The sequence below is a fragment of the Dysgonomonas mossii genome, from assembly GCF_004569505.1.
Classification (GTDB): Bacteria; Bacteroidota; Bacteroidia; order Bacteroidales; family Dysgonomonadaceae; genus Dysgonomonas.
The window spans coordinates 112,260-137,630 of record NZ_SPPK01000003.1 but is presented as its reverse complement, the minus strand read 5'-3'; the positions used below and the strand labels follow the sequence as shown (position 1 = coordinate 137,630).

The following is a 25,371-nucleotide window of genomic DNA, read 5'->3' as shown; positions in this document are numbered from 1 at the left end:
TACTAATTATGAAAAATAACTACATAAAAAAAGGAATCATAGGACTATGCCTAGCCAGTATGACAGCAATGTCGGCCGAAGCTAGTACCTTGATCAAATTAGAAAACAATACAGTTTTATCTCAGGATAACACTGCTATCAAAAAGGATGATCCTTACAAAAGCAACCGTCCTGCGGTAGACAAACGTCTATTCCAATCCAAAGCTGTAGAAAGCGAAATAGTACGCATCAAAAAAATGCTGAAAAATCAAAAACTGGCATGGATGTTTGAAAACTGTTTTCCGAATACACTTGACACAACTGTAAGACACAGAAAGAGCAACGGAAAAGATGACACTGTCGTATATACAGGTGATATCCATGCTATGTGGCTACGTGATTCAGGCGCTCAGGTTTGGCCTTATGTACAGTTAGCAAATAGCGACCCTGAATTAAAAGCAATGTTGGCGGGAGTTATCCGCCGTCAGTTTAAGTGCATTATCATCGACCCATATGCAAATGCGTTTCTTGATCCGTATGATCCGAATCCCGATCATCAGTGGATGTCGGACGGTACAGCGATGAAGCCGGAATTGCACGAACGCAAATGGGAAATCGACTCGCTATGCTACCCTATCCGCTTAGCATATCACTATTGGAAAACCACAGGTGATACAAGCATCTTCGATGAAGAATGGCTACAGGCAATCACGCTGGTTTTACAAACATTTAAAGAACAACAGCGCAAAGATGGTGTAGGCCCTTACTCTTTCCTTCGTGTAACAGACAGAGCATTGGATACATTAAACAATGGAGGATTGGGTGCTCCGGTGAAACCGGTAGGATTGATTGTTTCTTCATTCCGTCCGTCGGATGATGCAACCACACTGCAATTCCTTGTACCATCTAACTTCTTTGCTGTATCTTCTCTCAGAAAAGCAGCCGAAATATTGACCGAAGTAAACAAAAAACCTGCCCAGGCTAAGGAGTGTAGCGATCTTGCTCAGGAAGTAGAAACAGCATTAAAAGAACATGCCGTTTACAACCATCCGAAGTATGGTAAAATCTATGCATTCGAAGTTGATGGTTTTGGTAATCACCTATTGATGGACGATGCAAATGTTCCAAGCCTTTTGGCTATGCCATACTTGGGAGATGTAGATGCAAATGACCCTATCTACCAAAACACACGCAAATATGTGTGGAGCGAAGACAATCCTTATTTCTTCCGTGGAAAAGCGGGTGAAGGTATCGGAGGACCGCATATCGGTTACGACATGGCATGGCCTATGAGTCTTATGATGAAAGCCTTTACAAGCAAGGATGATCAGGAAATAAAATGGTGCATAAAGATGCTGATAGATACCGATGCAAATACAGGATTTATGCATGAATCATTTAATGTAAATGATCCGAACAAATTTACTCGTGAATGGTTTGCTTGGCAAAACACTTTGTTTGGAGAGTTAATCCTCAAACTGGTAAACGAAGGTAAAGTTGGCTTATTGAATGATATAAAATAAGACTAAGATTAAAATATGAAGGAATCGTGCAAGTAAAATTTGCACGATTTTTTGTTTTCTATAACAGCAATAATATTTTGCTTCAACCTTTCTTTGAAACAAGAATGATTCGCTTTCTAAAATACATTTTTGTTTAAATTAAGAAAAACCTAAAATATTGAAGATTATAATTATATTTGTGAACCATTACATTATATAGAACCCGACTAACCAAGTTAAAATCATTATGGTACTTTGTTGATAATTAAACTGAATGATAGAACAAATAATTATTTTAGAACACGTAGACCCTGTAGTCTTTTTCGGCATAAATAATTCCAATTTACAATTAATAAAAACGCTCTTTTCTAAATTACATATCGTTGCACGGGGAAACGCTATCAAAGTAACAGGAAATGCAGAAGATGTTCCTTTATTCGAAGAAAAGATCAGAGAGTTGGAGAAATTCTCTGTCGACCGAAATAAGCTAACTCAAGAAGACATTATAGATATCGTTAAAGGCAACTCTCCCAATGTAGTAAAGCAAGAGAATCTGATTATATACGGAGTGAATGGCAAGCCTATCTCTGCACGCACACCAAACCAACAGAATTTTGTAAATAGCTTTTATAAAAATGATATGGTATTTGGTATCGGTCCTGCGGGCTCGGGCAAGACATATACGGCAATCGCCTTGGCTGTAAAAGCATTGAAAAACAAAGAGGTAAAAAAGATAATCCTGAGTCGTCCTGCTGTTGAAGCCGGAGAAAAGCTTGGATTCTTGCCGGGAGATATGAAAGAAAAAATAGATCCCTATCTACAGCCATTGTATGATGCACTAGAAGATATGATTGCTCCGGCAAAACTAAAAGACTATATTGAAAATAAAACAATACAGATTGCGCCTTTAGCCTTTATGCGTGGGCGAACTCTTAGCGATGCAGTAATCATACTTGACGAAGCACAGAACACAACTGTACTTCAGATAAAAATGTTTCTGACACGCCTTGGTATGAATGCAAAGATGATTATAACAGGAGATGTTACTCAAATAGATCTCCCACCTTCTCAGCAATCAGGGCTTAAACATGCTTTACGTGTACTCAAAGACGTGAAAGGCATTGGTCATATTGAGTTTGACAAAGGAGATATTGTCCGCCATAAACTGGTACAACGAATTGTTGAAGCATACGAGAAAGAGGATAAACGAGAAAAAACCTTAGAGAAAAAAGAAAAGAAAGAGTATGATAAAAAGGAGGCATGACCTCTCTCCTAAAGGCTTTTATAAATCATAAAAACGTCATATAGAATAAAAACGGGTACAATGTCAATGTTACATTGTACCCGTTTTGCATTTATAGTATAGTTGTGTATACGAAGTAATTAATATCCTACAGTGTAATGCTGGCGGGAGTGTTTTCTATTTTCAACCTCATCAGCAACAACGATAGCCAAATCCTGAACAGAAATAGAGGACGTACCATCTCTCATTACAGGCTCGTCTTTTCCCATTCTGAATCGTCCTGTTCGCCCTGTAGTTATATTTTCATTCATTTCTGTAGGTGGAGAAAGGTATACCCAATCGAGATATGTTTCTCGCCTCAGCTTATCAAAGTGATCTCGTGACGCTTTTGCGCCTTCTTTCATTTTAGCAGGGAAATCATCAGTATCTACCAATTGAGTTCCTCCTATATATAGAGTCCCGGCATTGCCTACTACAAAATAGCGTCTGATATTTGCAGCACGAACCGCTTTTTGTATCGATTCATAACCATCAATATAATCGTTATAAAGATTCGTATTGTCCCAACCGGCATTATATGCAGATATTACCATCTGATTGTTTCTTAACACCTCTGTAAGGGCATCTGTATCTTTGATATCAACACTCACAGCGGTTAGTTTATCATTCTTCACTGTGATTTTATCAGCATTTCGTGCAATCGCTGTCACTTCATGATCCCTCGACAACAATTCTTCTAATAGTTGAGAACCCACAAACCCGGTTGCCCCAATTAATGCTACTTTCATAATATATACAATTGATTTATAATGTTATTGAAAAAATAATTCCCTTTTATATTTTATCGCCTTTACTATCTGCGACCTATATTTTCGAGATAATTTTCTACTCTTTTGTTTCGCTCATCTTCGGTCAGACTGGCAGCCACTTCGATATGGGTTCTGTCATCAATTTTCAGCCATACAGTCTCTCCCATATCTTTTTTGTGTTCTTCTATTATTCTTCTTAACGTATCTTCCGGAGTCTGTCTTTCAGTCCTTTTCATAGCAGTTCTTCTCCCTGCTTTAGGAGTTGTTTGTTGTACACTCATTTTATTTGATTTTTTAATTTAATTGTGCGATTAATGCAAATTTTTAAAGAAGCAGAATATTCTTCTACTTCACCAAAAATCACATCACATGTAGTTTTGATAAACTGTCATATTTATGTGAAATAGATAAACATAACACTTAAAGTGCAGATTTACAAATATTTTATAGAAACTTTACAAATAAAGAGGCAAAAGCATGATAAATAACAAATCTTAGACTTTACCAACACCGCCATATGCTAAGTTGATGAAAATAAAAAGCTTAACAAAACTCTATTATTTTTCGGAGATTATATGAGATAAAATCGGGAGGAATAAAGAAATAATTAAGCGGCGGAAATACAAAAGAAAAAAGGAAGCTGATCACTTCCCTTTGCTTTTTAATTCATCTTCTAATTTAATTACCTGATCACGGTATTGGGCAGCTTCAAGAAATTCGAGCTTTTTAGCAGCCGCAGACATTTGCTTTTTTGCTTTTGCGATAGCTTTCTTCAGTTCCTCTGCGCTCATATACTGCATCTGGTCTTCCGAGGCTATAGAAAGTATGCTATCTTGATTATATGGCTGAGGAGTAGCAGAATCTTCTCCTTTACGCTGCGTGAACACGGACGTACGGGCTTTCTGTATTTGTTTAGGTACAATACCATGCTCCTCGTTATACGCCATCTGCTTCTCTCGTCGGCGATTGGTTTCATTGATAGTCTTTGCCATACTATCCGTAATCTTATCGGCATAGAAAATAACCTTACCATTTACATTACGGGCTGCACGACCTACTGTCTGAGTGAGAGACCTATGCGAACGTAAAAAACCTTCTTTATCAGCATCCAAGATTGCAACAAGCGAAACTTCGGGTAAGTCAAGCCCTTCACGCAGAAGGTTGACACCTACAAGTACATCAAATTCTCCCGTTCGCAAGCTATCCATAATCTGAATACGATCGAGAGTATCCACGTCGGAATGTATGTAGCTACAACTTATTCCGTTGTTTGACAAATAATTTGTCAGCTCTTCAGCCATACGTTTTGTAAGAGTTGTTACAAGTGTACGCTCGTTCTGCTCAACACGCATTTGTATTTCTTCCATCAGATCATCAATCTGATTTAAACTCGGACGCACATCAATCGGAGGGTCTAAAAGACCAGTGGGACGAATCAATTGTTCTACAATTACCCCTTCTGATTTTAACAGCTCGTAATCGGCAGGAGTTGCGCTCACATAAATGGTTTGTGGTACAAGAGATTCAAACTCTTCAAACTTCAATGGCCTGTTATCTAAAGCTGCAGGAAGACGAAAACCATATTCAACCAAGTTCTCCTTTCGGGAGTGGTCTCCTCCATACATAGCTCGTATTTGGGGAATAGTCACGTGACTTTCGTCAACGACTAAAAGAAAATCATCAGGGAAGAAATCCAACAGGCAGAATGGACGTGTACCGGGTTTGCGATTATCAAAATAGCGAGAATAGTTCTCTATACCGGAGCAGTGTCCTACTTCACGGATCATTTCCAGATCGTAAGTTACTCGTTCATAAAGGCGTTTAGCTTCCAACGGTTTTCCTATCGATTGAAAGAAATCTACTTGACGTCCCAGATCTATCTCAATTTCCCCAATTGCCCTATCCATACGGTCTTTGGTGGTTACGAATAGATTTGCAGGGTAAATCCTAAAATCATTATAGCTATCAATTTTTATTCCGGTGAGTGGATCGAGACATTCTATACTCTCTATCTCATCTCCCCAAAAAACAACCCTCACAATAGGATCTCCATATGCAAGGAAAACATCCACTGTATCGCCCTTTACACGAAAATTGCCGGCTTTGGGATCAACTTCGTTACGTGAATACAGAGCACTAACCAATGATCTTAGAAAAACATCACGTACAATTTTCTGCCCCACCTTTAAACTAATTGTAGAGCTTTCAAAGTCTTCGGGGTTTCCCATGCCATACAGGCAAGACACAGAAGATACAACAATTATATCACGACGACCCGATAAGAGAGACGTTGTAGTTGCCAGTCGCAACTTTTCTATCTCATCGTTGATAGATAAATCTTTCTCTATGTAGGTATTCGTAGACGGAATATATGCTTCCGGCTGATAATAGTCATAATATGAAACAAAGTATTCGACCGCATTATCGGGAAAGAATGTCTTAAACTCACTATACAACTGGGCGGCAAGTGTCTTATTATGGCTTAACACCAAGGTGGGCTTGTCTACATTTTGAATAACATTAGCTACCGTAAATGTTTTTCCTGAGCCGGTGACTCCCAACAATGTTTGAAACGGAATATCTTGTAAAACCCCTTCGGATAAAGCAGCTATCGCAGCCGGCTGGTCTCCTGTTGGGCTATAATTTGAAGTTAATTTAAAATCCATCTGTTATTTTCCTCTTTCCTAAATCAAAGATAACAAGAATTTTGCATTTATATTCTTAAATAAATAGGATTAACTACTCATCATGAAAAATGTATTCAAATTAAATAATGTATTTTTGTATTACAAACGGAATATTTTGAGTATGAAAAAAATTGTTCTATTCCTCTATGAGCTATTTATTTTTGCTCCTATCTTCATCTTAGCTACTATTGTCACGGCCGTAACCGTCATGATCGGATGTATGGTCGGCAACAGGACTTTCTGGGGCTACTACCCTCCCAAATATTGGTCTAAACTTGCATGCAGGCTTGCTCTGTGCAAAATAAATGTTGTCAGAAACGGGAAACTAGATCCGAACAAATCATATATATTCGTACCAAACCACCAAGGGGCTTTCGATATATTCCTGATTTACGGGTATCTGAATCAAAATATAAAGTGGGTTCAAAAACAAGAACTGCGTAAACTTCCTTTTGTAGGAAAAGCATCCGAGATTGCAGGGCATGTATTTGTAGACCAGTCCAACCTCAAATCGATGAAAGATACGATAGTAAAGGCCGAAGCTGAATTGAAAGAAGGGTCATCGATGGTGATCTTTCCCGAAGGTGCACGTACAAAAACAGGTAAGATGGGACGATTTAAAAGGGGAGCTTTCATTATTGCCAAAGAAATGAATCTGGAGATTGTTCCTGTAACCGTAAACGGGCCTTACGACCTGATGAAAATAAATACATATTTCTTGAACCCATGTAAACTAGAACTGATAATACACGAGCCGATCTCGACAAAAGATTTGAATGAAGACAACATGTCTGAATTTATAGATAACTGTCGGGAAATTGTATATTCGGGACTTTGGGAAAAATATAAATAATTAAACTTTAAAGAACTATACAAAAGACAGAACGGTTTTAGATAGGCCTATACAGACGAATATGAACCCTAATAAATGTTAGAAAATTAATTCATAATAAACATCACAACAGTAAATAACAAGATAACATTCATTTTTTTGTACTTTTGCGATTAACCATATAACAATATTTAGAAATGAAATTGAAGCATATATTATTTTTATCATTCATACTGATCGCTTGTCATTCAAGCCTTTCGTATGCATATAATACATCAATTTCCGTTACTCAAACACCGAAGGATGAAATTACCACTTATACTGTAGCCAAAGGAGAAACTGTATATTCTATTGCTGCCGCACATAACACTTCCGTACAGCAGATATATAAGTTGAACCCAAAAGCGGAGCAAGGTATTAAGGCCGGAGACAAACTTCTACTATCGAAAACGAAAGCCGTAGCAAGTTACAGCAACCACCTGATAGAAGCAAAAGAGACGCTGTTTTCGGTTTCACGCCTCTATAAAATATCGGTAGACGACCTGAAAAATGCAAATCCGGGACTTACTGAAAGTACTTTCAGTATAGGTAAGACCATCCGAATTCCGATGTTTGGAGGAAGCTCTTCTACTTCAAACTATGCCGGACAAGCTGCAAGCAGGTCAAACAAAGAATATAAAGTACAAAAGAAAGAAACACTATATAGCATTGGAAAAGCAAACAATGTAAGCGTTGAAGCTTTATTGGATGCCAATCCATCACTCAGAACAGAGGGATTGAGAAACGGTATGACAATAATCATACCTGCCGGTGAAGCCACATCTAAAAACAACTTATCGCAAACAAACAACACCAGAAAAAGCGAAGCTCCTCGTGCGACGAAAGGCGAAACCGTAAGAGTAGGTATCCTGTTGCCATTCACAGACAACAGCGGAAGTATATCGAAAGACAAGCTTGCCGAATACTACGAAGGGTTCTTACTGGCAGTGAAAGACTTGAAAAGCAAGGGACTGAATGCTGAGATATATACATTCGATACAGGCTCTGAAAAAAACACCAAAAGACTTGAAAGCCTTTTGGAAACCAATGAGATGAAAAACATGCACCTCATTATAGGAGGAGTATCGAAACAACAGATAGATGCCTTAGTGAAATTCTCTAAGAAAACAGGCATAAAGTATGTGATACCTTTTGGCTCTTCCAGCGAGATAACAGGCACACCTCTGCTATTCCAAATGACGTCATCGCATTCATCATTGTATCCTGAAGTGACTTCTGCTTTTGTAAAAAGATTCAGAAATTACAATATAATATTCGTATCGGAAGATGGCTCAAATAATGATAAAATAGATTTTGTAAACGATCTAAAGAAAAGCCTCAGCAAGGCGGGAATTCAATCGAAGACAATCACAAAATCGAGCAATTTGGGCGAAGACCTCAAAGCTGCAGCAAATACTACAAACAATATAATCGTACCTACATCGTCTTCCGAAGCAACATTAAGAAGAATAACAGCAGTGCTGAATGTTTCGAATGATACCTCGTTCAGCCTCTTTGGTTATCCCGAATGGCAGGTATATAACAGCCAGGTAGAAAATCTCCATAAATACGATGCTTACATTTACAGCATATTCTTCCTCAACGAACAGCAAAATGCTGTGCAAAACTTTGCGGATGACTACAAACAGTGGTACAATAAGAATCTGATTAACTCGTTCCCTAAATGGGGATATCTTGGATATGACACAGGACTTTACTTCTTAACTGCATTAAAACAGTATGGAAGTTCTTTCGAAGATAATATATCCAAAATAAATGTACCCACATTACAGTCTTGCATTTACTTCGAGAAAGCAAATGAAAAAAATGGAGGATATGTAAACAACGGTATATACTTTATCCACTATAAAGATAATTCCAGTCTCGAAAAAATAGATATCACTGATTAAATGGTAAATAGATATTTATTATTATTGCTTCTACCTTTTATTTTTGGTTCATTAATGTATGGACAAAATAAAGACTTCAAACCTGAGTGGAACATAGGCGTAGGATTCGGACCCACATTCTCATCTGTGGATTTTCAATCCGTCCCAAACTCTGAAAATGCCAATAAGATGCGCATCTCGACAAAAAACCAGATGCAGTATCACGGAGGTATAGCTATACGATACATCTCTGAAAAAAACATCGGTATCATTGCCGAGCTCAACTATAGCCAGGAAGGGTGGAAACAAAATTTCAGCAAGAATGACGTATTTGCAAATTTAGGTTTTGAACATTCTCACCAATTAAACTATTTTGAATTACCCGTACTCACGCATATCTACTTCGGAAACAAAGTACGCTTCTTTTTCAATCTGGGACCTAAAATTGGATTTCTGATAAGTGACAGTGAGAAAATAAACGACAAACTCGAAAACTATTTGGCTAGCGGAGTGTCTCCGTCATTCGAAACCAACCAATATTATCGTATGGCTGAGAATAAAATCGATTATGCCTTAATGGCAGGTCTTGGGCTAGAATTTCGTACGGGTATCGGCAATTTTGCTTTAGAAGGAAGATACTCTTTCGGGTTAGGAGATATTTATAAAAGCAGTAAAGCCGACTACTTTTCGAGATCGGCAAACAGAGTTATTTACGGTAAGTTAACCTATTACGTCAAGCTATTCTGATATGCCACGCATATACAAGCTCTCGAAAACAGGATTAAAAATACTTTATAAGATACGCCATCATAGAGGTCATGGCATACATTCTCCCTTTGTATTTAATCTGATAAATAAAGTAATTGAAGAAAAAACGCCTTATCATATCTATGATGATATAAGAACCATTATAGATCCTTATGTTTTTTTGCACTTGAAGAAGTACAACTTACTTTTATTTCGATTGGTTAATTATTTCAATGCAGAGAGAATACTCGAAATAGGTGCAGGATATGGAGTGAATACAATTTGTATGACAGCAGCATCGAGCAATACAAAGTGTATAAGTATAGAAACAAGCGAGAGAAAATATAGTATTGCCAAACGTTTATACAGTGAATGGAACAGAAATATAGAGTTATTGATTGATCCACAGCTGCCCGAACTACAAGAAAAGCAAGACTGTATCCTTATCGATTTAAATAACTATAGTCTCTTATCATCAGATGTTTGCAAATACTTGGATAATATTTGTCACGAAAAAACATTTATAATTGTAAGAGGCATAAGAACAAATAGACGCAACCAAACGTTATGGAAATGCATCGCAAGCATGGATAGCAGAACAGTAATACTGGACTTATTCAACATTGGTATTGTATTTTTTGACAAGACTCTTTACCGATGGGAATATAAAATCAGTTTTTAAACTAAACGAAAATGAAGAAAAGTGGCATATATACCAAAACCGGAGACAAAGGAACAACTTCCCTTGTAGGAGGCAAACGTGTGATAAAGGCTCATGTGAGGCTTGATGCATATGGTACAACAGATGAGCTCAATTCGTTTGTCGGATTTCTTACAGAAAAGATAGAAGATGAGCACGACTTGAAAATATTATCTTTTATTCAGCATAAGTTGTTTACTGTAGGTTCTTATCTGGCAACGGAGACAGAAGCCATGCCACCCAAAGCTGCCAGCATCATTACAGACAAAGATATAGCCACCCTCGAGAATGAAATGGACAAGATGGATAGTGAGCTCCCTCAGTTGAGGCAATTTGTCTTACCGGGAGGAAGCGAATCGGCTGCGCGGGCACATATCTGCCGTACCGTTTGCCGACGTGCTGAACGTTGCGTATACAAAGTGAAGGAAGAATATCCGGTGGATGATCTGGTCTTAATGTTCATAAACAGGCTCTCCGACTACTTTTTCTTACTCGCTAGAAAAGAGAGCAATAAGAAAGGAAATGAAATATTTTGGAATCAGGCTTTGATATAAGAAATATTGTTATATTTTTGCGGAAAATATAAGCAAACTGGCAAAAAATAAAAATAAATAAAAATATTATGTACTGGACACTAGAATTGGCATCTAAACTAGAAGATGCACCATGGCCTGCAACAAAAGAGGAGTTGATTGACTATGCCCAACGTTCGGGTGCACCTCTTGAAGTAATAGAAAATCTACAGGAAATTGAGGATGAAGATGAAATCTTTGATACCATCGAAGACATCTGGCCTGATTATCCAAGCAAAGAAGATTTCTTTTTTAACGAGGATGAGTATTAAGCTCCACACGTTGTAAAAGGCTATAAAAACAAATAAGAAAGAGATTAGGGTAATTACAAATTACCCTAATCTCTTTCTTATTTGTTTTTACAACTTTTCTATATTTAAATTTTCCTAAACGATATAGTCTAAGAAATCAGTCCAACATGTAACTGAAAGACTAATTATACAAAAAAATAATAATTTTATGAGATCTGAGCATCTGATAAAACATATATAATAATTGTTTAGAAATCAATGTTTATTACAATTGATATTAATGATTACATTTGTATAAATAAATATTTTGTGCCTTTATGATTAAAGAGATAAAGATTGCTAATTATAAATCGATAGTTGATATTGGAGTAAATTTAGGCAGATTTAATGTCTTAATTGGTGAAAATGGTTGTGGTAAATCTAACATATTAGAAGGGATAGCATTAGCAGCAGCAGCAAGTAGTGATAGGCTCGACTTTGAATATTTTCAGAATAGAGGAGTGCGTGTTGTCGAACCTAAACTTATGGTTTCAGCTTTTAGCAATCCAAAAGATGATTCAATAAGAATATTATGTCGAGAAGAGAATAAATATCAATCATTTTACTTTTTAAGTTATGATTCTTCTGCAAAGCCACCAAGATGGTATAATCGAATTGATTATTTAGATGAAATTCATACATTGGGAATTATAAAGGCTTTACTCAGAAATAAAAAGAAGGTTTATCAGATTATCCCTAAAATAGCTGAGTTAAGGAAAGAAATTTGTGAGTTTGAAAGGATATTTGATAAAGATTTATTTGCGGTTTATGAAAACACTATGTTTAAAACACAGAGAATTGAAGATAAGAATCTTTTTGCTCAAACATTGGATAGAATAATTGAGAATTACGAAGAGGTATCAAAAGCATGCCCTAATTTATATAGGTATGTCAGAAAGGAATTTATAGAAAAACCAATTCTTTCTGATTATCTAATTTATGCACCTGAAGAATCAATGTTACGCAGTTTTTCTGATTATAGGACATATCCTTTAGGAATTAGGGGAGAAGGCTTATTTAGATACCTGAAAGAAATGTCTCAGAGGAAAGATGCTAAGAAATTCTTTAAAGCATTAAAAGATAACCTTGCTATACTTGATTGGTTTGAAGGAATGAATATTCCAAAAAGCCAAATATCAAATGATTATACAATACAAATAAAAGACCAATATATAGGAGAAACGATAAAGTATTTTGACCAAAATAGTACAAATGAAGGATTTTTATTCCTTTTATTCTATACTACATTATTCATATCAGAAGACACTCCCAAATTTTTTGCTATAGATAATCTTGAAACTTCTTTCAATCCAAAAATGTGTAGAGAAATAACTCGGCGTCTAATTGAGTTGGCAAAAAAATATGATAAACAGGTATTAATAACAACACATAACCCTTCTATATTGGACGGTTTGGATATTAACAATGAAGATGAACGTTTATTTGTGATTAGACGGAATTTAGACGGGCATACACAAGTTAATCGTGTTGAATATAAATCAAAGGAAAAAGAAGATTTACCGTTATCTGAGGCTTGGCTGAAGGGATATTTAGGTGGATTACCTAAAAACTTTTAAATAGTTATCATGAATATAGGTGTTATCGCAGAAGGTGTATCTGAACAGACAATAATAAGTTATTTATTAGAAAGATACTTGGGAGATGTTGTTGTAAATCCGGTAGAACCTGAAATCAACAATAAAGGTAAACAAGTTGGATATGGTGGATGGATGAATGTTTTATCTGTATGCTGTAGTGAAAAATTTGAAAAGATACTGTCATTTAATGATTTTATTGTTATACAAATAGATACTGATGCTTGTGAAGAAAGTGGTTATGATATAAAAAAGACAAAAGGAGCAAATATTGCAAAACTTCAGAGTGAAATTTACGATGAGGTAAAAGATAGACTCTTGAAATCTTTATCAGAGGGTGAATTTAATAAATATAAGGACAATATAATTTTTGCGATCTGTATTGAAGAAATAGAATGTTGGTTATTACCACTTTATTGCACTAATAACGATAAATGTAAAACTACAGGTTGTATTGATAAGCTAAATCAGAAACTTCATGCACAAGGCGATGGACATATTCCTGAAAAAGATAAAAACTCACCTAATGCACAAAAAACATATCAGAAGATTCTTAAAAAATTAAAGAAAAAAAGAAATATCAAAGACTGTTCAGTTCATAATTATGGATTTAATAGGCTAATTTTACAATTAGATTCTTTATAATTTAGATTGGAAAAACTTTAAATCCTTATAAAATTAATACAATAAAGAAACAAATCTCTTTTTGAACAAGAATAAATATCACACTCCGCAAGTTACAAAATACTATATTCCAAACTATGAAAAACCACAATAGCTAATAAAATACACACACCTATTACCACTATCGCATAACCTAAATTCTATTACGATTGATTTCACTGATAGTAATTTGCAACTTCCTTTCAATAATATTCCTTTTTCTTATCTTTGCAAGAAATATCTCCAATATGATACTAATACATAAAGCCACCATTATCAACGAAGGAACTTCATTTGTAGGCTCCGTATTGATAGAAAAAGACATTATATCTGAAATATATAGATCGGAAGAAGTTCCTGAAACAATTCTCAACAAAGCAACAGTAATAGATGCCAAAGATTTATGGTTGCTTCCGGGAGTAATAGACGATCAGGTGCACTTTCGTGAGCCGGGACTAACTCACAAGGGAGATATTGCGAGCGAAAGCCGTGCTGCGATAGCAGGTGGAGTAACGTCCTTTATGGAAATGCCAAACACAAACCCGCAAACGACAACCATAGAATTACTGGAACAAAAGTTTGAGATAGGCGCACAAAAGTCCTACGCAAACTACTCCTTCTATATGGGTGCTACAAACGACAACCTCGCCGAACTAAAGAAGGTAAACCAAAAAGAAGTATGTGGAGTAAAAGTCTTTATGGGATCGTCAACCGGCAATATGCTTGTAGATGACAAGAAAGTATTGCAAGCTATTTTTGCCGAAATAGACATGCTCATTGCTACACACTGCGAAAAAGAAGAGATCATCAGAGAAAATCTGGCAAAATATAAAGCAGAATTCGGTGGAGATATACCAATTCAGTACCACCCGCTCATACGTAGCGCAGAGGCATGCTATCGCTCTTCTGCCGAAGCTGTCGAACTAGCGGATAAGTATCAGACCCGCCTGCACATTCTTCACCTTTCTACCGAGAAAGAAATCAGCTTGTTTGATATTAAACCGCTTACAGAGAAAAAAATAACCGGAGAAGTGTGTGTGCATCACCTTTGGTTTTCGGACGAAGACTATTCAAAGTATGGCACGCGCATAAAGTGGAATCCTTCGGTAAAGACACGGCAAGACAGAGGAGCTCTTATGCAAGGCCTGCTAAAAGGAAAACTAGATGTGATAGCAACAGATCACGCTCCGCATCTGATAGAAGAAAAAGTAGGAGGAGCTTCGAAAGCAGCATCGGGAGGACCTTTGGTTCAACACTCATTGCAGATGATGCTGGAACTATCTAAAAAAGGAAAAATATCAAAAGAGCAGGTTGTAAATAAGATGTGCCACGCTCCTGCTGTAATGTTCCAAATACATAAACGAGGATACATCCGCAAAGGGTACTTTGCAGACCTTGTACTCGTAAACCCCAATAAACCATATACGATTACTAAAGATAATATTCTGTATAAATGCAAATGGGCTCCACTAGAGGGTGAAACAATGTCTACCACGATAGAAAAAACATTCTTGAACGGAAAAATTGCATTCGAAAACGGAGCCGTAAACGAAGTAAGAGGAGAAATGTTGAAGTTTGATCGATAACCTCTATTCACTCAAAAAAAATCGTTCAAAAAAGAGAAAGCATAAGATCACTAGGATAAAATAGGGATAATGCGAAACTTTCATTTAAGTTAAATTGTTAAATAGAGAGTAATTCACTCATAAACTTCAATCTAATTATGAAAAAGTTTGGTATTGTTCTTAGCTTCATTCTTGCGCTTCAGTTTGGCAGAATAGATGCTTGTACACGAGTTGTTTATCAAGGGCCAAACAACACGATCCTCACAGCCCGTTCTATGGACTGGAAAGAGGACAGCCGTAGCAACCTTTGGATATTCCCAAGAGGAATGGAACGTAGTGGCGAAGTGGGCAAAAATCCTATGAAATGGACTTCAAAGTACGGCAGTGTTATAGCCTCTGCCTATGATATCTGTAGCACCGATGGTATGAATGAGAAAGGGCTGGTAGCCAATCTTCTTTGGTTAGCGGAATCTTCGTATCCGAATTGGGATGGCAAGAAACCCGCATTGTCAATCGCCGCTTGGGTGCAATATATGCTCGACAACTTTGGAACAGTAGGCGAAGCGGTTACAGCAATGGAGAAGAGAGATTTCGAAGTCATATCCGACATGATGCATGATGGTTCCCGTATGGCTACTTTACACTTATCTATATCCGATGCCACAGGCGATAATGCTATATTTGAGTATATCAACGGAGAATTGAAAATACACCACGACAGATCATATCAGGTAATGACCAATTCGCCTGTTTTCGATCAGCAATTGGCATTAAACGATTATTGGAAAAATATTGGAGGACTAACATTCCTTCCCGGCACAAACCGTGCAGCAGACCGTTTTGTAAGAGCATCTTATTATATTAACACCATTCCTCAAACAGACGATACACGTATCGCTGTAGCCAGTGTGTTTAGTGTTATTCGCAATGCTTCTGTTCCTTATGGTATAACTACACCAAATGAGCCGAATATTTCTTCTACAAGATGGAGAACAGTTGCGGATCAGAAGAACAAAGTGTATTATTTCGAATCGACACTATATCCGAATGTAGTTTGGGTTGATTTCAAAGACATAAATTTTTCGGAAAAAGCTCCGGTAAAGATGCTTGATTTGGTAAACGGAAATTCCTATTCAGGAAACACAATCAAAGACTTTATAGATGCCAAGCCTTTCAAATTCCAAGGAATAGACAATTAACCGATAAGACTGAATATAAACAACAAAGCCAATCATAACGGATTGGCTTTGTTGTTTTATACATATTACTTAGAATGGATATCCTATACCAAAATGCCATGCCATGCGGTTTAATCGCGGCTTGAACAATACAAATCGTTCAGATTGTAGAAGCCCCGGATCATACGCTTTCATACCTGCATCAAAACGTAATAACAGAAAACTCAAATCTAAGCGAATACCCAATCCGTACGAAACGCCAATTTCTTTATAAAAGTTCTTGAATTCAAATTGTCCTCCGGGTTGAGTTTCATAATTCTTTAAAGTCCAAACATTGCCGGCATCAATAAACTGAGCAAATTCGAAAAGAGGTGTCAGCTTATATCTATTCTCTATACTAAATTCGAGCTTCATATCCCCTGTCTGGTTTACAAAATCACTTTCTGTTTTTTCGGCACGTCTATAAGATCCCGGACCAAGAGATCGGGTACTCCACCCCCTGATACTGTTTGCTCCTCCGGCAAAAAATCTCCTTTCGAAAGGCAAGACATCCGAATTACCATAAGGGTGAGCTAAACCGAGCCCGACACGATAAGCCAATGAATGTATTTTTGAGAAATAAAAAGTTCGGGAATATTCTACACTACCTTTTATATATTCGGCATAGGCAACACCCAATATCTTTTTCTGCCCTGTTTCCTGATCAACTTTTGCTCCATTCAGAGTGGTAACAAGTCGAGGCAACCCTCCCGCAAATTCAATAGAACTTCGGATAGCATATGTCGGATAGAGTGCATTCAATCGCCGTGCATTCACTAGCGTAATGGTATATGCCATGCGCGAAACGAGTTGATCTCGATAGCTCTCTCGTAGCAAGGCATTCTTGTCATCGTCAAGATATTTTTTAAAATCGTCAGACATACTTGGCATCCGCATGAAGTTAATATCAAACAGATCAAGAGTGTGACGCAATCTATTATTGTATGTAGACCAACCGTAATTCAATGAAGTATTGAAGAACTGACGTGTATATTCCTTACGATGCTGATTGGTAAGACCAACAGAGACTCTGGTAGAAGCGGAAGGCTGTTCTCTCCAACTTTTTTTCAGCCAAGGAAACAAGAACATCGGAAAGGTAAGTCCGGTTTCTATCCCATACTCATAGAAGTTTTGATTCAACAAGTCATTCTTCTCCTTTCCGGCAATAAACTCATAGGCCCCTTTCAGCTTTATATTGAATTGCTCCCCTCCATTAAAAAGATTCTGATGCTGATATGTTATACTTGGGGCAATACCGATATCTCCTGCCGAATTAGTCCCATCAAGTCCAGCCTTAAACCAATGGGCATTAGCCGGCAGCAAGACTATCGTTGCATCCAGCAAATGAGTGCTATCTTGAGTCGATGGGGCTACAGATATATTTGCCTGCTTTATCGCTCCCATTTTGGTATATGCCTCGTATGTACCATTAAGAGCCATATCTGAGAAATAGCTTCCTTTACGCAGATAATTATTTCGAACAATGGTAGAACTTCGTAAGAAATTATTTCGTCCCCTGATAATTTTTATTCCTTTATAGTCCACAGTATCTGCATTCCTAAAGAACCACCTGTTTGCACTCACCAATCCATCATTTTGCCCTCTTGCATCAGCAGTTGAATTCAAGCCGGATATTATCGTTACATTGTTTATTTTATAACGAGGGTAAGGCAAACTATCTTTTGCAGGGTATACATCCAGAAATAAATCTACCTGATGTGAGTTGAGTGTAGAATCCACTTTGAAATAGAGATATTCTTTCGAAAAGTTATAGTAACCCACATTTCGCATTATACTATTCACTCTTTGCCTTTCTTCCTCAAGGAGCTCCATATCAAACATATCCCCAGACGTTATGTAAGGTTTCATCGGGATACGTGTCAAAATGCGAGTCATAGTGGTATCGCTAAGCGTATATTTATAGTCACGCACAGTATAGGGTTTACCTCCTTTAAGGTCGTACGTTACAGATATTTTCTTCCCTTTTATCTTCAATATAGTATCTGCCTCGGCATTCAAATATCCTTGGTTATTCAACTGTTTAAGAAGTTGGTTCCTTGATTGCCAAGTTTGTCCCGAGCTATATATTACAGGCGGTGCTCCTAGTTTACGGATATTCCTATTTATCCATGAAGAATCGCTTCCGGCTATATTGTATATTTTTAGGGTTACCTTTCCCAGAAGGGGCAGTGTTGTGTTTGGTTGTTGGCGAACAAAATCTTCCAAGTCAGAGGTTGCATTCTTTGTATCATGCTTTATGGTAAAATCATCCAACAAATAGCTTCCGTCCGGAATGTTTTTGGTAGTAGAACATGCCGTAAGAATTAAAACAAGGATAAATGATATGGATAAAACTTTTTTCATTACAAATATTAACATACAACAAAGATATAATGTTTAATAAATCAGCGAATAGTTTCAACAACTGATTCGTATAAATATTTAATGGGATGTTTGTAACATATTTATATGATAGAATATTTATATCCCTTATTTTACTAATTTTGAGATTATACAAATAATTTAACATTATAGAATATGGAAAATAAATTTATAGAAATTACGAGTTCAGATGGGAAAGAAAAGTCATTATTGAATATTTCTCATATATTTAGAATTGAAAAAGAAGAGGATGGTGGCTGTAAAATTTCAATTATTACTAAAGGATATAATAACTATCCTTACCAAGTCGAGTATTGTAAAGAATCTTATGATTGGATAAGAGAACAAGTCGAAGCAATTCAAGAAAATAATGTAATAGATTAGGATATGAGCATATTATCAAATAAAGAAGAGTTAAATTCATTAAAAGAAGAATTATCAACATTGAAGAAAAATGTTGAAATACTTAATGAAAAAATTAATAATATTTCAACGCAGAACACTGAATTGGAAGAGTTTATAAAGAAGGCTATTCAGACTATAATAGGCAATCAAATTAAGGTTGATAATAAAATAGTTCAGTGTAGAGAAGACTACTTAGTACCAATAAAAAGATATGTAGAAAATGCAGCTCAATGGATTTATGAAGTTAAAGAAACAATTAAAAAGTAACATATTCTTTTAACTAATACAATTTTTCAAATCTTCTATAAATTGGTTTGAGAATAGTAGCAAGAGGGTTCTTTAAAACGGCTGACTTTTAGAAATGAAAGTCAGTCTTGCTTTATTTCTATTATATACTACAATAATGATCTAGCCTTTTTCAAATATCTCAGTTATCATTTAAAGCATAACTAAAACACGTATTTTCTCATTAAAAACTATAAGATATTATCCAAACATCAAAAGATATTACAAAACAGAAACTTCAGGATCGTAAAATAATAAAAATAGCTCGTACATACGATGGCCAAAATAGCCATTGCATTCATTTATCTAATTTTTTAATACTGATTCGCATGAATAAATAAAATGTTAAGAATCATTCCTAAAAATACCTCAACTACAAAAAAACAATACCTTTGCATCTGATTATGAAAGAATATCGTCTTACTGACTGGTTACCTACAACAAAAAAAGAGATTGACCTCAGAGGATGGGATGAACTTGACGTTATCCTTTTCTCGGGAGATGCATATATAGATCACCCCTCTTTTGGAGCTGCTGTGATCGGCCGCATTCTAGAAGCTGAGGGGCTAAAAGTGGCAATCGTACCCCAACCTAACTGGCGGGACGATTTACGTGATTTCAAAAAATTGGGTAAGCCTCGCCTTTTCTTCGGAGTAACGGCCGGAGCAATGGATTCGATGATCAATCATTATACTGCAAACAAACGGCTACGGTCTGATGATGCTTATACACCTGATGGCAGAGCTGACATGCGACCAGATAGACCTTCGATTGTATACACCAATATTCTAAAAGAGATTTTCCCCGATATCCCTGTCCTTCTAGGAGGGATAGAAGCATCACTACGCCGGGTAACACATTATGACTATTGGGACGATAAACTTCATAAGTCAATATTAGTAGATTCCAAAGCCGACCTGTTGGTATATGGAATGGGAGAACTACCTCTGAGAGCTATAATTGGGGAACTAAAGAGCGGGAAATCGATAAAAGACCTCAAAGATATTCCACAAACCGCATATCTGTCGGACAATACGCCGGATGGGAAGGAAAAGGATATTTATCTTTTTTCACACGAAGAATGCTTGTCAGAAAAGCTGAATCAAGCAAAAAACTTCAAGATTGTAGAAGAACAATCGAATATGATAAATGCTTCCCGCATCATCCAAAAATGTGGTGAGCAGTCTGTCATTATCAACCCACCCTACCCTCCGATGTCGGAAAAAGAGGTGGACACTTCGTTTGATCTTCCATATACACGCCTACCCCATCCCAAATATAAGGGAAAGACAATTCCGGCTTTCGAGATGATAAAATTCTCGGTCAATATGCACCGTGGATGTTTTGGAGGCTGTGCATTTTGCACCATATCAGCCCATCAGGGTAAATTTATCGCCTCACGATCTAAAGAATCTATACTGAAAGAGGTAAAGGAAATAACGGACATGCCCGATTTCAAAGGCTACCTAAGTGACCTTGGAGGCCCTTCTGCCAACATGTATAAGATGAAAGGTAAAGATGAAAACATCTGTGCAAAATGTAAACGCCCGTCATGTATTCATCCCAAAATATGTAAGAATTTGAATGTGGACCATTCTCACCTCTTGGAAATATACAAGGCTGTAGATAAAATACCTAAGATAAAGAAATCATTTATTGGTAGCGGGGTACGTTACGATATGCTTCTGCACCGGAATGAAGATGATAGGCTGAATAAGATATCTGAAGAGTACACCAAAGAACTGATTGTAAATCACGTATCAGGACGTCTTAAAGTTGCTCCGGAACATACATCCGACAAAGTGCTCAGCTATATGCGCAAGCCGAGCTTCGAGCAATTTTACACTTTTCAGAAAATATTTGAGAAAATAAACAAAGAGTCGGGACTCAAGCAACAGCTCATTCCTTATTTTATATCTTCACACCCCGGGTGTACAGAGATAGATATGGCTGAGTTGGCCGTTGCGACCAAGCCTTTGGGGTTCAAACTGGAACAGATACAGGATTTCACCCCATCTCCTATGACCGTGGCTACAGAAATATATTATACAGGCTATCATCCGTATACGCTGGAAAAAGTATATACAGCACGGACAAAAGAACAAAAATTGGCACAACGCCAATTCTTCTTTTGGTATGATAAAGGTTACCGTCCGCAAATCATAAAAGAATTAAAGAGATTGAAAAGAGAAGATCTTTTAAAAAGGTTGTATTAAGACCTACATAGAATTATTTACTTTAGTAATATCTTAAATTATTAAACACTTCGCTTATGAAAAACTTAATTCTGCTCATTTTACTATTCCTCCCTCTGTATGCTTGCTCCGATAAGAGTAAACAAGAAAAGAAAGAAGCTGAAAGCACGAATACGAATATCAGACACGTAGTTGTTTTTAATCTTAAACACGAGTTGGATGATCCTAAAACTGCTCAATTTCTGGAAGAAGGCAAAGAGATATTAACAGCTATACCCGAAGTAAAAAATTTCCAGGTATTCCGTCAGGTCAGTAAAAAGACAAATTTCAACTTCTGTTTTTATATGGAATTTGCCGACTCTACTGCATATAAAACATATAACGATAATCCTGAGCATGTAAAATTTGTAAAAGAAAGATGGGAAACAGAGGTTTCAGACTTTATGGAAATCGATCTGAAGAATTATAAATAAGACGTACATGTAAATTTAGATGGATTCTGGCTTTACTATTGCACATTTTTACTATTTTTGTGCGATAAACTATTATAAGCTATCGTCGTATTTTTATAAGTAGCTAATAATCAATAAATAGATATAAACATGAGTAACAATTTATTAAAAGGCAAAAGAGGAATTGTCTTCGGCGCATTAAACGAGAAGTCTATTGCTTGGAAAGTAGCTGAGAAAGCTGTAGAACAAGGTGCAATCATAACATTGTCAAACACTCCTATAGCTGTAAGAATGGGTGAGACCAAGGCTTTGAGCGAAAAGCTGAATGCTAAGGTTATTGCTGCTGATGCAACTAGCGTAGAAGATCTTGAGCAAGTCTTTGTTCAGTCTATGGAAGCCCTTGGCGGAAAAATTGATTTTGTACTTCACTCAATTGGTATGTCGCTCAACCTCCGTAAAGGAAGACAGTACGATGACCTTGATTATGGATTTTTAGATAAAACATTGGATATTTCAGCTATCTCTTTCCACAAAATGATGCAGGTAGCGAAAAAGCTGGATGCAATTGCAGAAGGTGGTTCCGTTGTAGCTCTTACTCACATTGCTGCACAACGTACATTTACCGGATACAACGATATGGCAGACGCAAAAGCATTGCTTGAGTCATTCGGTCGCAGCTTTGGTTATATATATGGTCGTGATAAGAAGGTACGTGTGAATACAATTTCACAGTCGCCTACTTTAACTACTGCCGGACAAGGTATTGGCGGAATGGATGCATTTTTCGACTTTGCAGAAAAAATGTCTCCTCTTGGAAATGCCAGTGCAGAATCTTGTGCAGACTACTGTATTGTGATGTTCTCTGATTTGACGCGTATGGTAACGATGCAAAACTTGTTCCACGACGGAGGATTTTCTAATATGGGTCTAACTCAGGCAATTGTTGAAGATTATATCGAGAAGAAATAAGCAGATAAAACAATAAAATAGACGAGCGGCCCATAAATAATTATTTATGGGCCGTTTTTTCATATTAATCATTACTTTTGATTTTAATAAAAAAATATAAAGGATGACATGCTTATAAAATTATACGAACAAAACCCCAATCAGAAAGAAATTGACAGGGTTGTATCTGTTTTGCAAGATGGCGGACTAATTATATACCCAACAGACACAGTTTATGCTATCGGCTGTGATGCGCTCAATGTACGCGCGGTGGAAGAGATATGCAAGATGAAGGATATAAATCCGGCAAAGAGTAATCTTTCCATCATTTGCTATGATTTAAGCAACATCAGCGAATATGCAAAAGTAGATAATGCAATTTTTAAACTGATGAAGAAAAATTTACCGGGACCTTTTACGTTTATACTTAATACAACATCATCTCTGCCGAAGATATATAAAAACAAAAAAACGGTGGGGATACGTATTCCTGATAATAACATAATAAGAGAGCTTGTTCGTAACCTAGGAAACCCGATACTCACCACTTCGGTAAAAGACGAAGATGAAGTGGTTGAATATACGACTGACCCCGAACTCATCTACGAGAAATATCAAGACAAGATAGATATCGTTATCGATGGCGGATTTGGGGGTATAGAAGGCTCTACAGTTGTAGATTGCACAGGTGATGAGCCGGAAATAATTCGTCAGGGGAAAGGTGAATTAATTTTGTAAGAAACCATTAAATACATACATTTGTAAAATTCTGCCTTTCGAGGACAAAAATCCACCCAAGGCTAACTATTTTGTCATTTATGAAAGCAAAAAGCATATTTTTATTAGCAATAATTCTATTATCTTTCAATGGATGCAAAGATAAAGAAGAGGACGATCCGATTACTCCTCCCAAAGAATTAACCGACAACGAACTCACAAACCAGTGGGCCTACAACAAGATGAAAAGTTTGTACCTATGGAATACAAATTTGCCTTCATCACCCGACTACACGCAAGATCCTGAAAAATTCTTTTATGGTATACTCTATAATTATGGAAAGGTTGATGGCGACCGTTTTTCATGGATAGAGGAAGACACTTCTAAAAAAACAAAGGCATTATATGCTGATGCAAATCTAGGATTTGAATATATACCAATGAATTACTTTGCGACCTCCAGCTCTCAAAACACATCTATCGGTCTTTTTGTTCTCTATGTAAATGAAGGGTCTGTAGCTGAAAACAAAGGATTAAAAAGAGGCCAGGTAATATACAAAGTGAATGATACAGACGTAAACTACGATAATTATTCGACTATTCTTAAAGAAAACACATCGCTTTCGCTCTGGATATATAACAATAAAGGTGAAAAAGTGAAGCTAGAAACATTTCAAGCAGCAGAGTCTAAAAAATCACCAATATTCATAAGTAAAGTTATACCCGGAACTAAAATAGGATATTTGATGTATAACGGATTTGAAAGAAGTGCTGATGAAAGCGACGAAAATAACTACGAATATGACATCGAACTAATTGAAAGCATTCGATCATTAAGCGAAAGCCAAGAAGGAATAACAGATTTTGTACTTGATCTTCGCTACAATCCCGGAGGATACCTTACCTCTGCTATGGATTTAGCTAGTGCTTTGGTTCCAAATAGAAAAACCAGTAATATATTTGCAAAAGAAAAATACAACACTCATTTTCAAGACTCTATTGTAAAAGAATATGGCAATGATGCTCTTAATGAATATTTCCTGAACAAAGTATATGGAACGAGTACATCTATTCCGCAACTGAAACTTAGCCGTCTGTATGTGATTGCTACTGAATATACAGCATCCGCCAGCGAGTTGGTTATACATGGCTTAAAACCTTATATGACAGTTTTCCAAATTGGAAAAACAACTGTAGGGAAAGATAAAGCATCAATGACCGTGAAATCAGATAATTCAAAAATTAAATGGCAACTACAGCCTCTAATTTCCAGACTTACTGATGCAAATGGGAAAGGTGATTATATTAATGGTTTAACACCTGATTCTGAGGTTTCGGAGTGGGAGGAAGGATATACAATGCAATCTGCTTATTATGTAGACGACAACGGAAATAGAGTTGAAACTCAGTGCCCTCTTCTATCAGAATGGCGAGGCGGATTAACCGAACTGGGAGATACTTCAGAGCCACTCCTTGCCGAGGCAATTGCACAAATAACAACGGGAACTTCTCGCGTGAAGAAAGCAGCAAAAACTGTGAAGTCGAGTCAAGGAGCCATTAGAGTTCCTAAACTTAGCCATAATGAACATCTTCAACGAATTATAATAGACCAAGATAAGTTCTCAACTCTAAACAAAAGTAAATAAGACCATAATAGC

23 protein-coding genes are annotated in these 25,371 nt (G+C 36.7%); 19 read left to right on the top strand and 4 right to left on the bottom strand.

All coding sequences use genetic code 11. The features are described 5' to 3' along the window. Positions 1-8 precede the first annotated feature (8 nt). Entirely contained in the window at positions 9-1,502 is a 1,494-nt protein-coding gene (locus E4T88_RS10545) for a glycoside hydrolase family 125 protein (protein ID WP_135105407.1), read from the top strand. Between the two features lie 253 nt (positions 1,503-1,755). Next, on the top strand, positions 1,756-2,745 hold the full coding sequence (locus E4T88_RS10540) for a PhoH family protein (protein WP_135105406.1): 990 nt from the start codon (positions 1,756-1,758) through the stop codon (positions 2,743-2,745). Positions 2,746-2,864: 119 nt separating this feature from the next. On the opposite strand, the gene E4T88_RS10535 is transcribed toward E4T88_RS10540, so the two are convergent. From E4T88_RS10535 to uvrB, 3 genes are all read right to left on the bottom strand, one after another. Then, positions 2,865-3,512 carry an NAD(P)-dependent oxidoreductase gene (locus E4T88_RS10535; protein WP_135105405.1) on the bottom strand — a complete coding sequence of 216 codons (648 nt, stop codon included), beginning with the start codon at positions 3,510-3,512 and terminating at the stop codon, positions 2,865-2,867. 65 nt (positions 3,513-3,577) lie between these two features. Then, entirely contained in the window at positions 3,578-3,814 is a 237-nt protein-coding gene (locus E4T88_RS10530) for a hypothetical protein (protein WP_135105404.1), read from the bottom strand. A 363-nt stretch (positions 3,815-4,177) separates the two neighbouring features. Further along, positions 4,178-6,199, bottom strand: a complete 2,022-nt coding sequence (gene uvrB, locus E4T88_RS10525; RefSeq protein ID WP_135105403.1) for an excinuclease ABC subunit UvrB — start codon at positions 6,197-6,199, stop codon at positions 4,178-4,180. 142 nt (positions 6,200-6,341) lie between these two features. Here uvrB and E4T88_RS10520 point away from each other — a divergent pair, with 142 nt between their 5' ends. The 10 genes from E4T88_RS10520 to E4T88_RS10475 all read left to right on the top strand — a co-directional run bounded on the left by E4T88_RS10520 (position 6,342) and on the right by E4T88_RS10475 (position 16,311). Next, a complete protein-coding gene (locus E4T88_RS10520; RefSeq protein ID WP_228093878.1) occupies positions 6,342-7,073 on the top strand; it encodes a lysophospholipid acyltransferase family protein in 732 nt (243 codons plus the stop codon). Positions 7,074-7,249: 176 nt separating this feature from the next. Beyond that, positions 7,250-9,001: an amino acid ABC transporter substrate-binding protein gene (locus tag E4T88_RS10515; RefSeq protein ID WP_135105401.1), complete on the top strand. Its 1,752-nt coding sequence runs from the start codon at positions 7,250-7,252 to the stop codon at positions 8,999-9,001. Continuing rightward, complete coding sequence (locus E4T88_RS10510) at positions 9,002-9,727, top strand: porin family protein (RefSeq protein ID WP_135105400.1); 726 nt, start codon at positions 9,002-9,004, stop codon at positions 9,725-9,727. Position 9,728: 1 nt separating this feature from the next. Then, positions 9,729-10,409 carry an O-methyltransferase gene (locus tag E4T88_RS10505; RefSeq protein WP_135105399.1) on the top strand — a complete coding sequence of 227 codons (681 nt, stop codon included), beginning with the start codon at positions 9,729-9,731 and terminating at the stop codon, positions 10,407-10,409. A gap of 11 nt (positions 10,410-10,420) precedes the next feature. Continuing rightward, entirely contained in the window at positions 10,421-10,981 is a 561-nt protein-coding gene (locus E4T88_RS10500) for a cob(I)yrinic acid a,c-diamide adenosyltransferase (protein ID WP_135105398.1), read from the top strand. 68 nt (positions 10,982-11,049) lie between these two features. Beyond that, on the top strand, positions 11,050-11,271 hold the full coding sequence (locus tag E4T88_RS10495; RefSeq protein ID WP_006800744.1) for a DUF2795 domain-containing protein: 222 nt from the start codon (positions 11,050-11,052) through the stop codon (positions 11,269-11,271). 296 nt (positions 11,272-11,567) lie between these two features. Further along, positions 11,568-12,866 (top strand): AAA family ATPase, encoded by a 1,299-nt coding sequence (locus tag E4T88_RS10490; RefSeq protein WP_135105397.1) that lies wholly within the window; start codon positions 11,568-11,570, stop codon positions 12,864-12,866. Positions 12,867-12,875: 9 nt separating this feature from the next. Further along, positions 12,876-13,529 (top strand): hypothetical protein, encoded by a 654-nt coding sequence (locus E4T88_RS10485; RefSeq protein ID WP_135105396.1) that lies wholly within the window; start codon positions 12,876-12,878, stop codon positions 13,527-13,529. Between the two features lie 266 nt (positions 13,530-13,795). Further along, complete coding sequence (locus E4T88_RS10480) at positions 13,796-15,133, top strand: dihydroorotase (protein WP_135105395.1); 1,338 nt, start codon at positions 13,796-13,798, stop codon at positions 15,131-15,133. Positions 15,134-15,270: 137 nt separating this feature from the next. Further along, positions 15,271-16,311, top strand: coding sequence for a linear amide C-N hydrolase (locus E4T88_RS10475; protein WP_135105394.1), 1,041 nt, complete (start codon positions 15,271-15,273; stop codon positions 16,309-16,311). A 69-nt stretch (positions 16,312-16,380) separates the two neighbouring features. On the opposite strand, the gene tamL is transcribed toward E4T88_RS10475, so the two are convergent. Further along, entirely contained in the window at positions 16,381-18,693 is a 2,313-nt protein-coding gene (tamL, locus tag E4T88_RS10470) for a translocation and assembly module lipoprotein TamL (protein ID WP_135105393.1), read from the bottom strand. A 174-nt stretch (positions 18,694-18,867) separates the two neighbouring features. Between tamL and E4T88_RS10465 the strand changes: the two genes are divergently transcribed. From E4T88_RS10465 to E4T88_RS10435, 7 genes are all read left to right on the top strand, one after another. Next, positions 18,868-19,095 (top strand): hypothetical protein, encoded by a 228-nt coding sequence (locus E4T88_RS10465; protein WP_135105392.1) that lies wholly within the window; start codon positions 18,868-18,870, stop codon positions 19,093-19,095. A gap of 3 nt (positions 19,096-19,098) precedes the next feature. Then, entirely contained in the window at positions 19,099-19,383 is a 285-nt protein-coding gene (locus E4T88_RS10460) for a hypothetical protein (RefSeq protein WP_135105391.1), read from the top strand. 422 nt (positions 19,384-19,805) lie between these two features. Then, complete coding sequence (locus E4T88_RS10455; protein ID WP_135105390.1) at positions 19,806-21,617, top strand: YgiQ family radical SAM protein; 1,812 nt, start codon at positions 19,806-19,808, stop codon at positions 21,615-21,617. Between the two features lie 56 nt (positions 21,618-21,673). Continuing rightward, entirely contained in the window at positions 21,674-22,069 is a 396-nt protein-coding gene (locus tag E4T88_RS10450; protein ID WP_135105389.1) for a Dabb family protein, read from the top strand. A 129-nt stretch (positions 22,070-22,198) separates the two neighbouring features. After that, positions 22,199-23,017 (top strand): enoyl-ACP reductase FabI, encoded by an 819-nt coding sequence (locus tag E4T88_RS10445; RefSeq protein ID WP_006841656.1) that lies wholly within the window; start codon positions 22,199-22,201, stop codon positions 23,015-23,017. Positions 23,018-23,125: 108 nt separating this feature from the next. Beyond that, a complete protein-coding gene (locus E4T88_RS10440; protein ID WP_135105388.1) occupies positions 23,126-23,734 on the top strand; it encodes an L-threonylcarbamoyladenylate synthase in 609 nt (202 codons plus the stop codon). 80 nt (positions 23,735-23,814) lie between these two features. Continuing rightward, positions 23,815-25,359: a S41 family peptidase gene (locus tag E4T88_RS10435; RefSeq protein WP_135105387.1), complete on the top strand. Its 1,545-nt coding sequence runs from the start codon at positions 23,815-23,817 to the stop codon at positions 25,357-25,359. Positions 25,360-25,371: the final 12 nt, after the last annotated feature.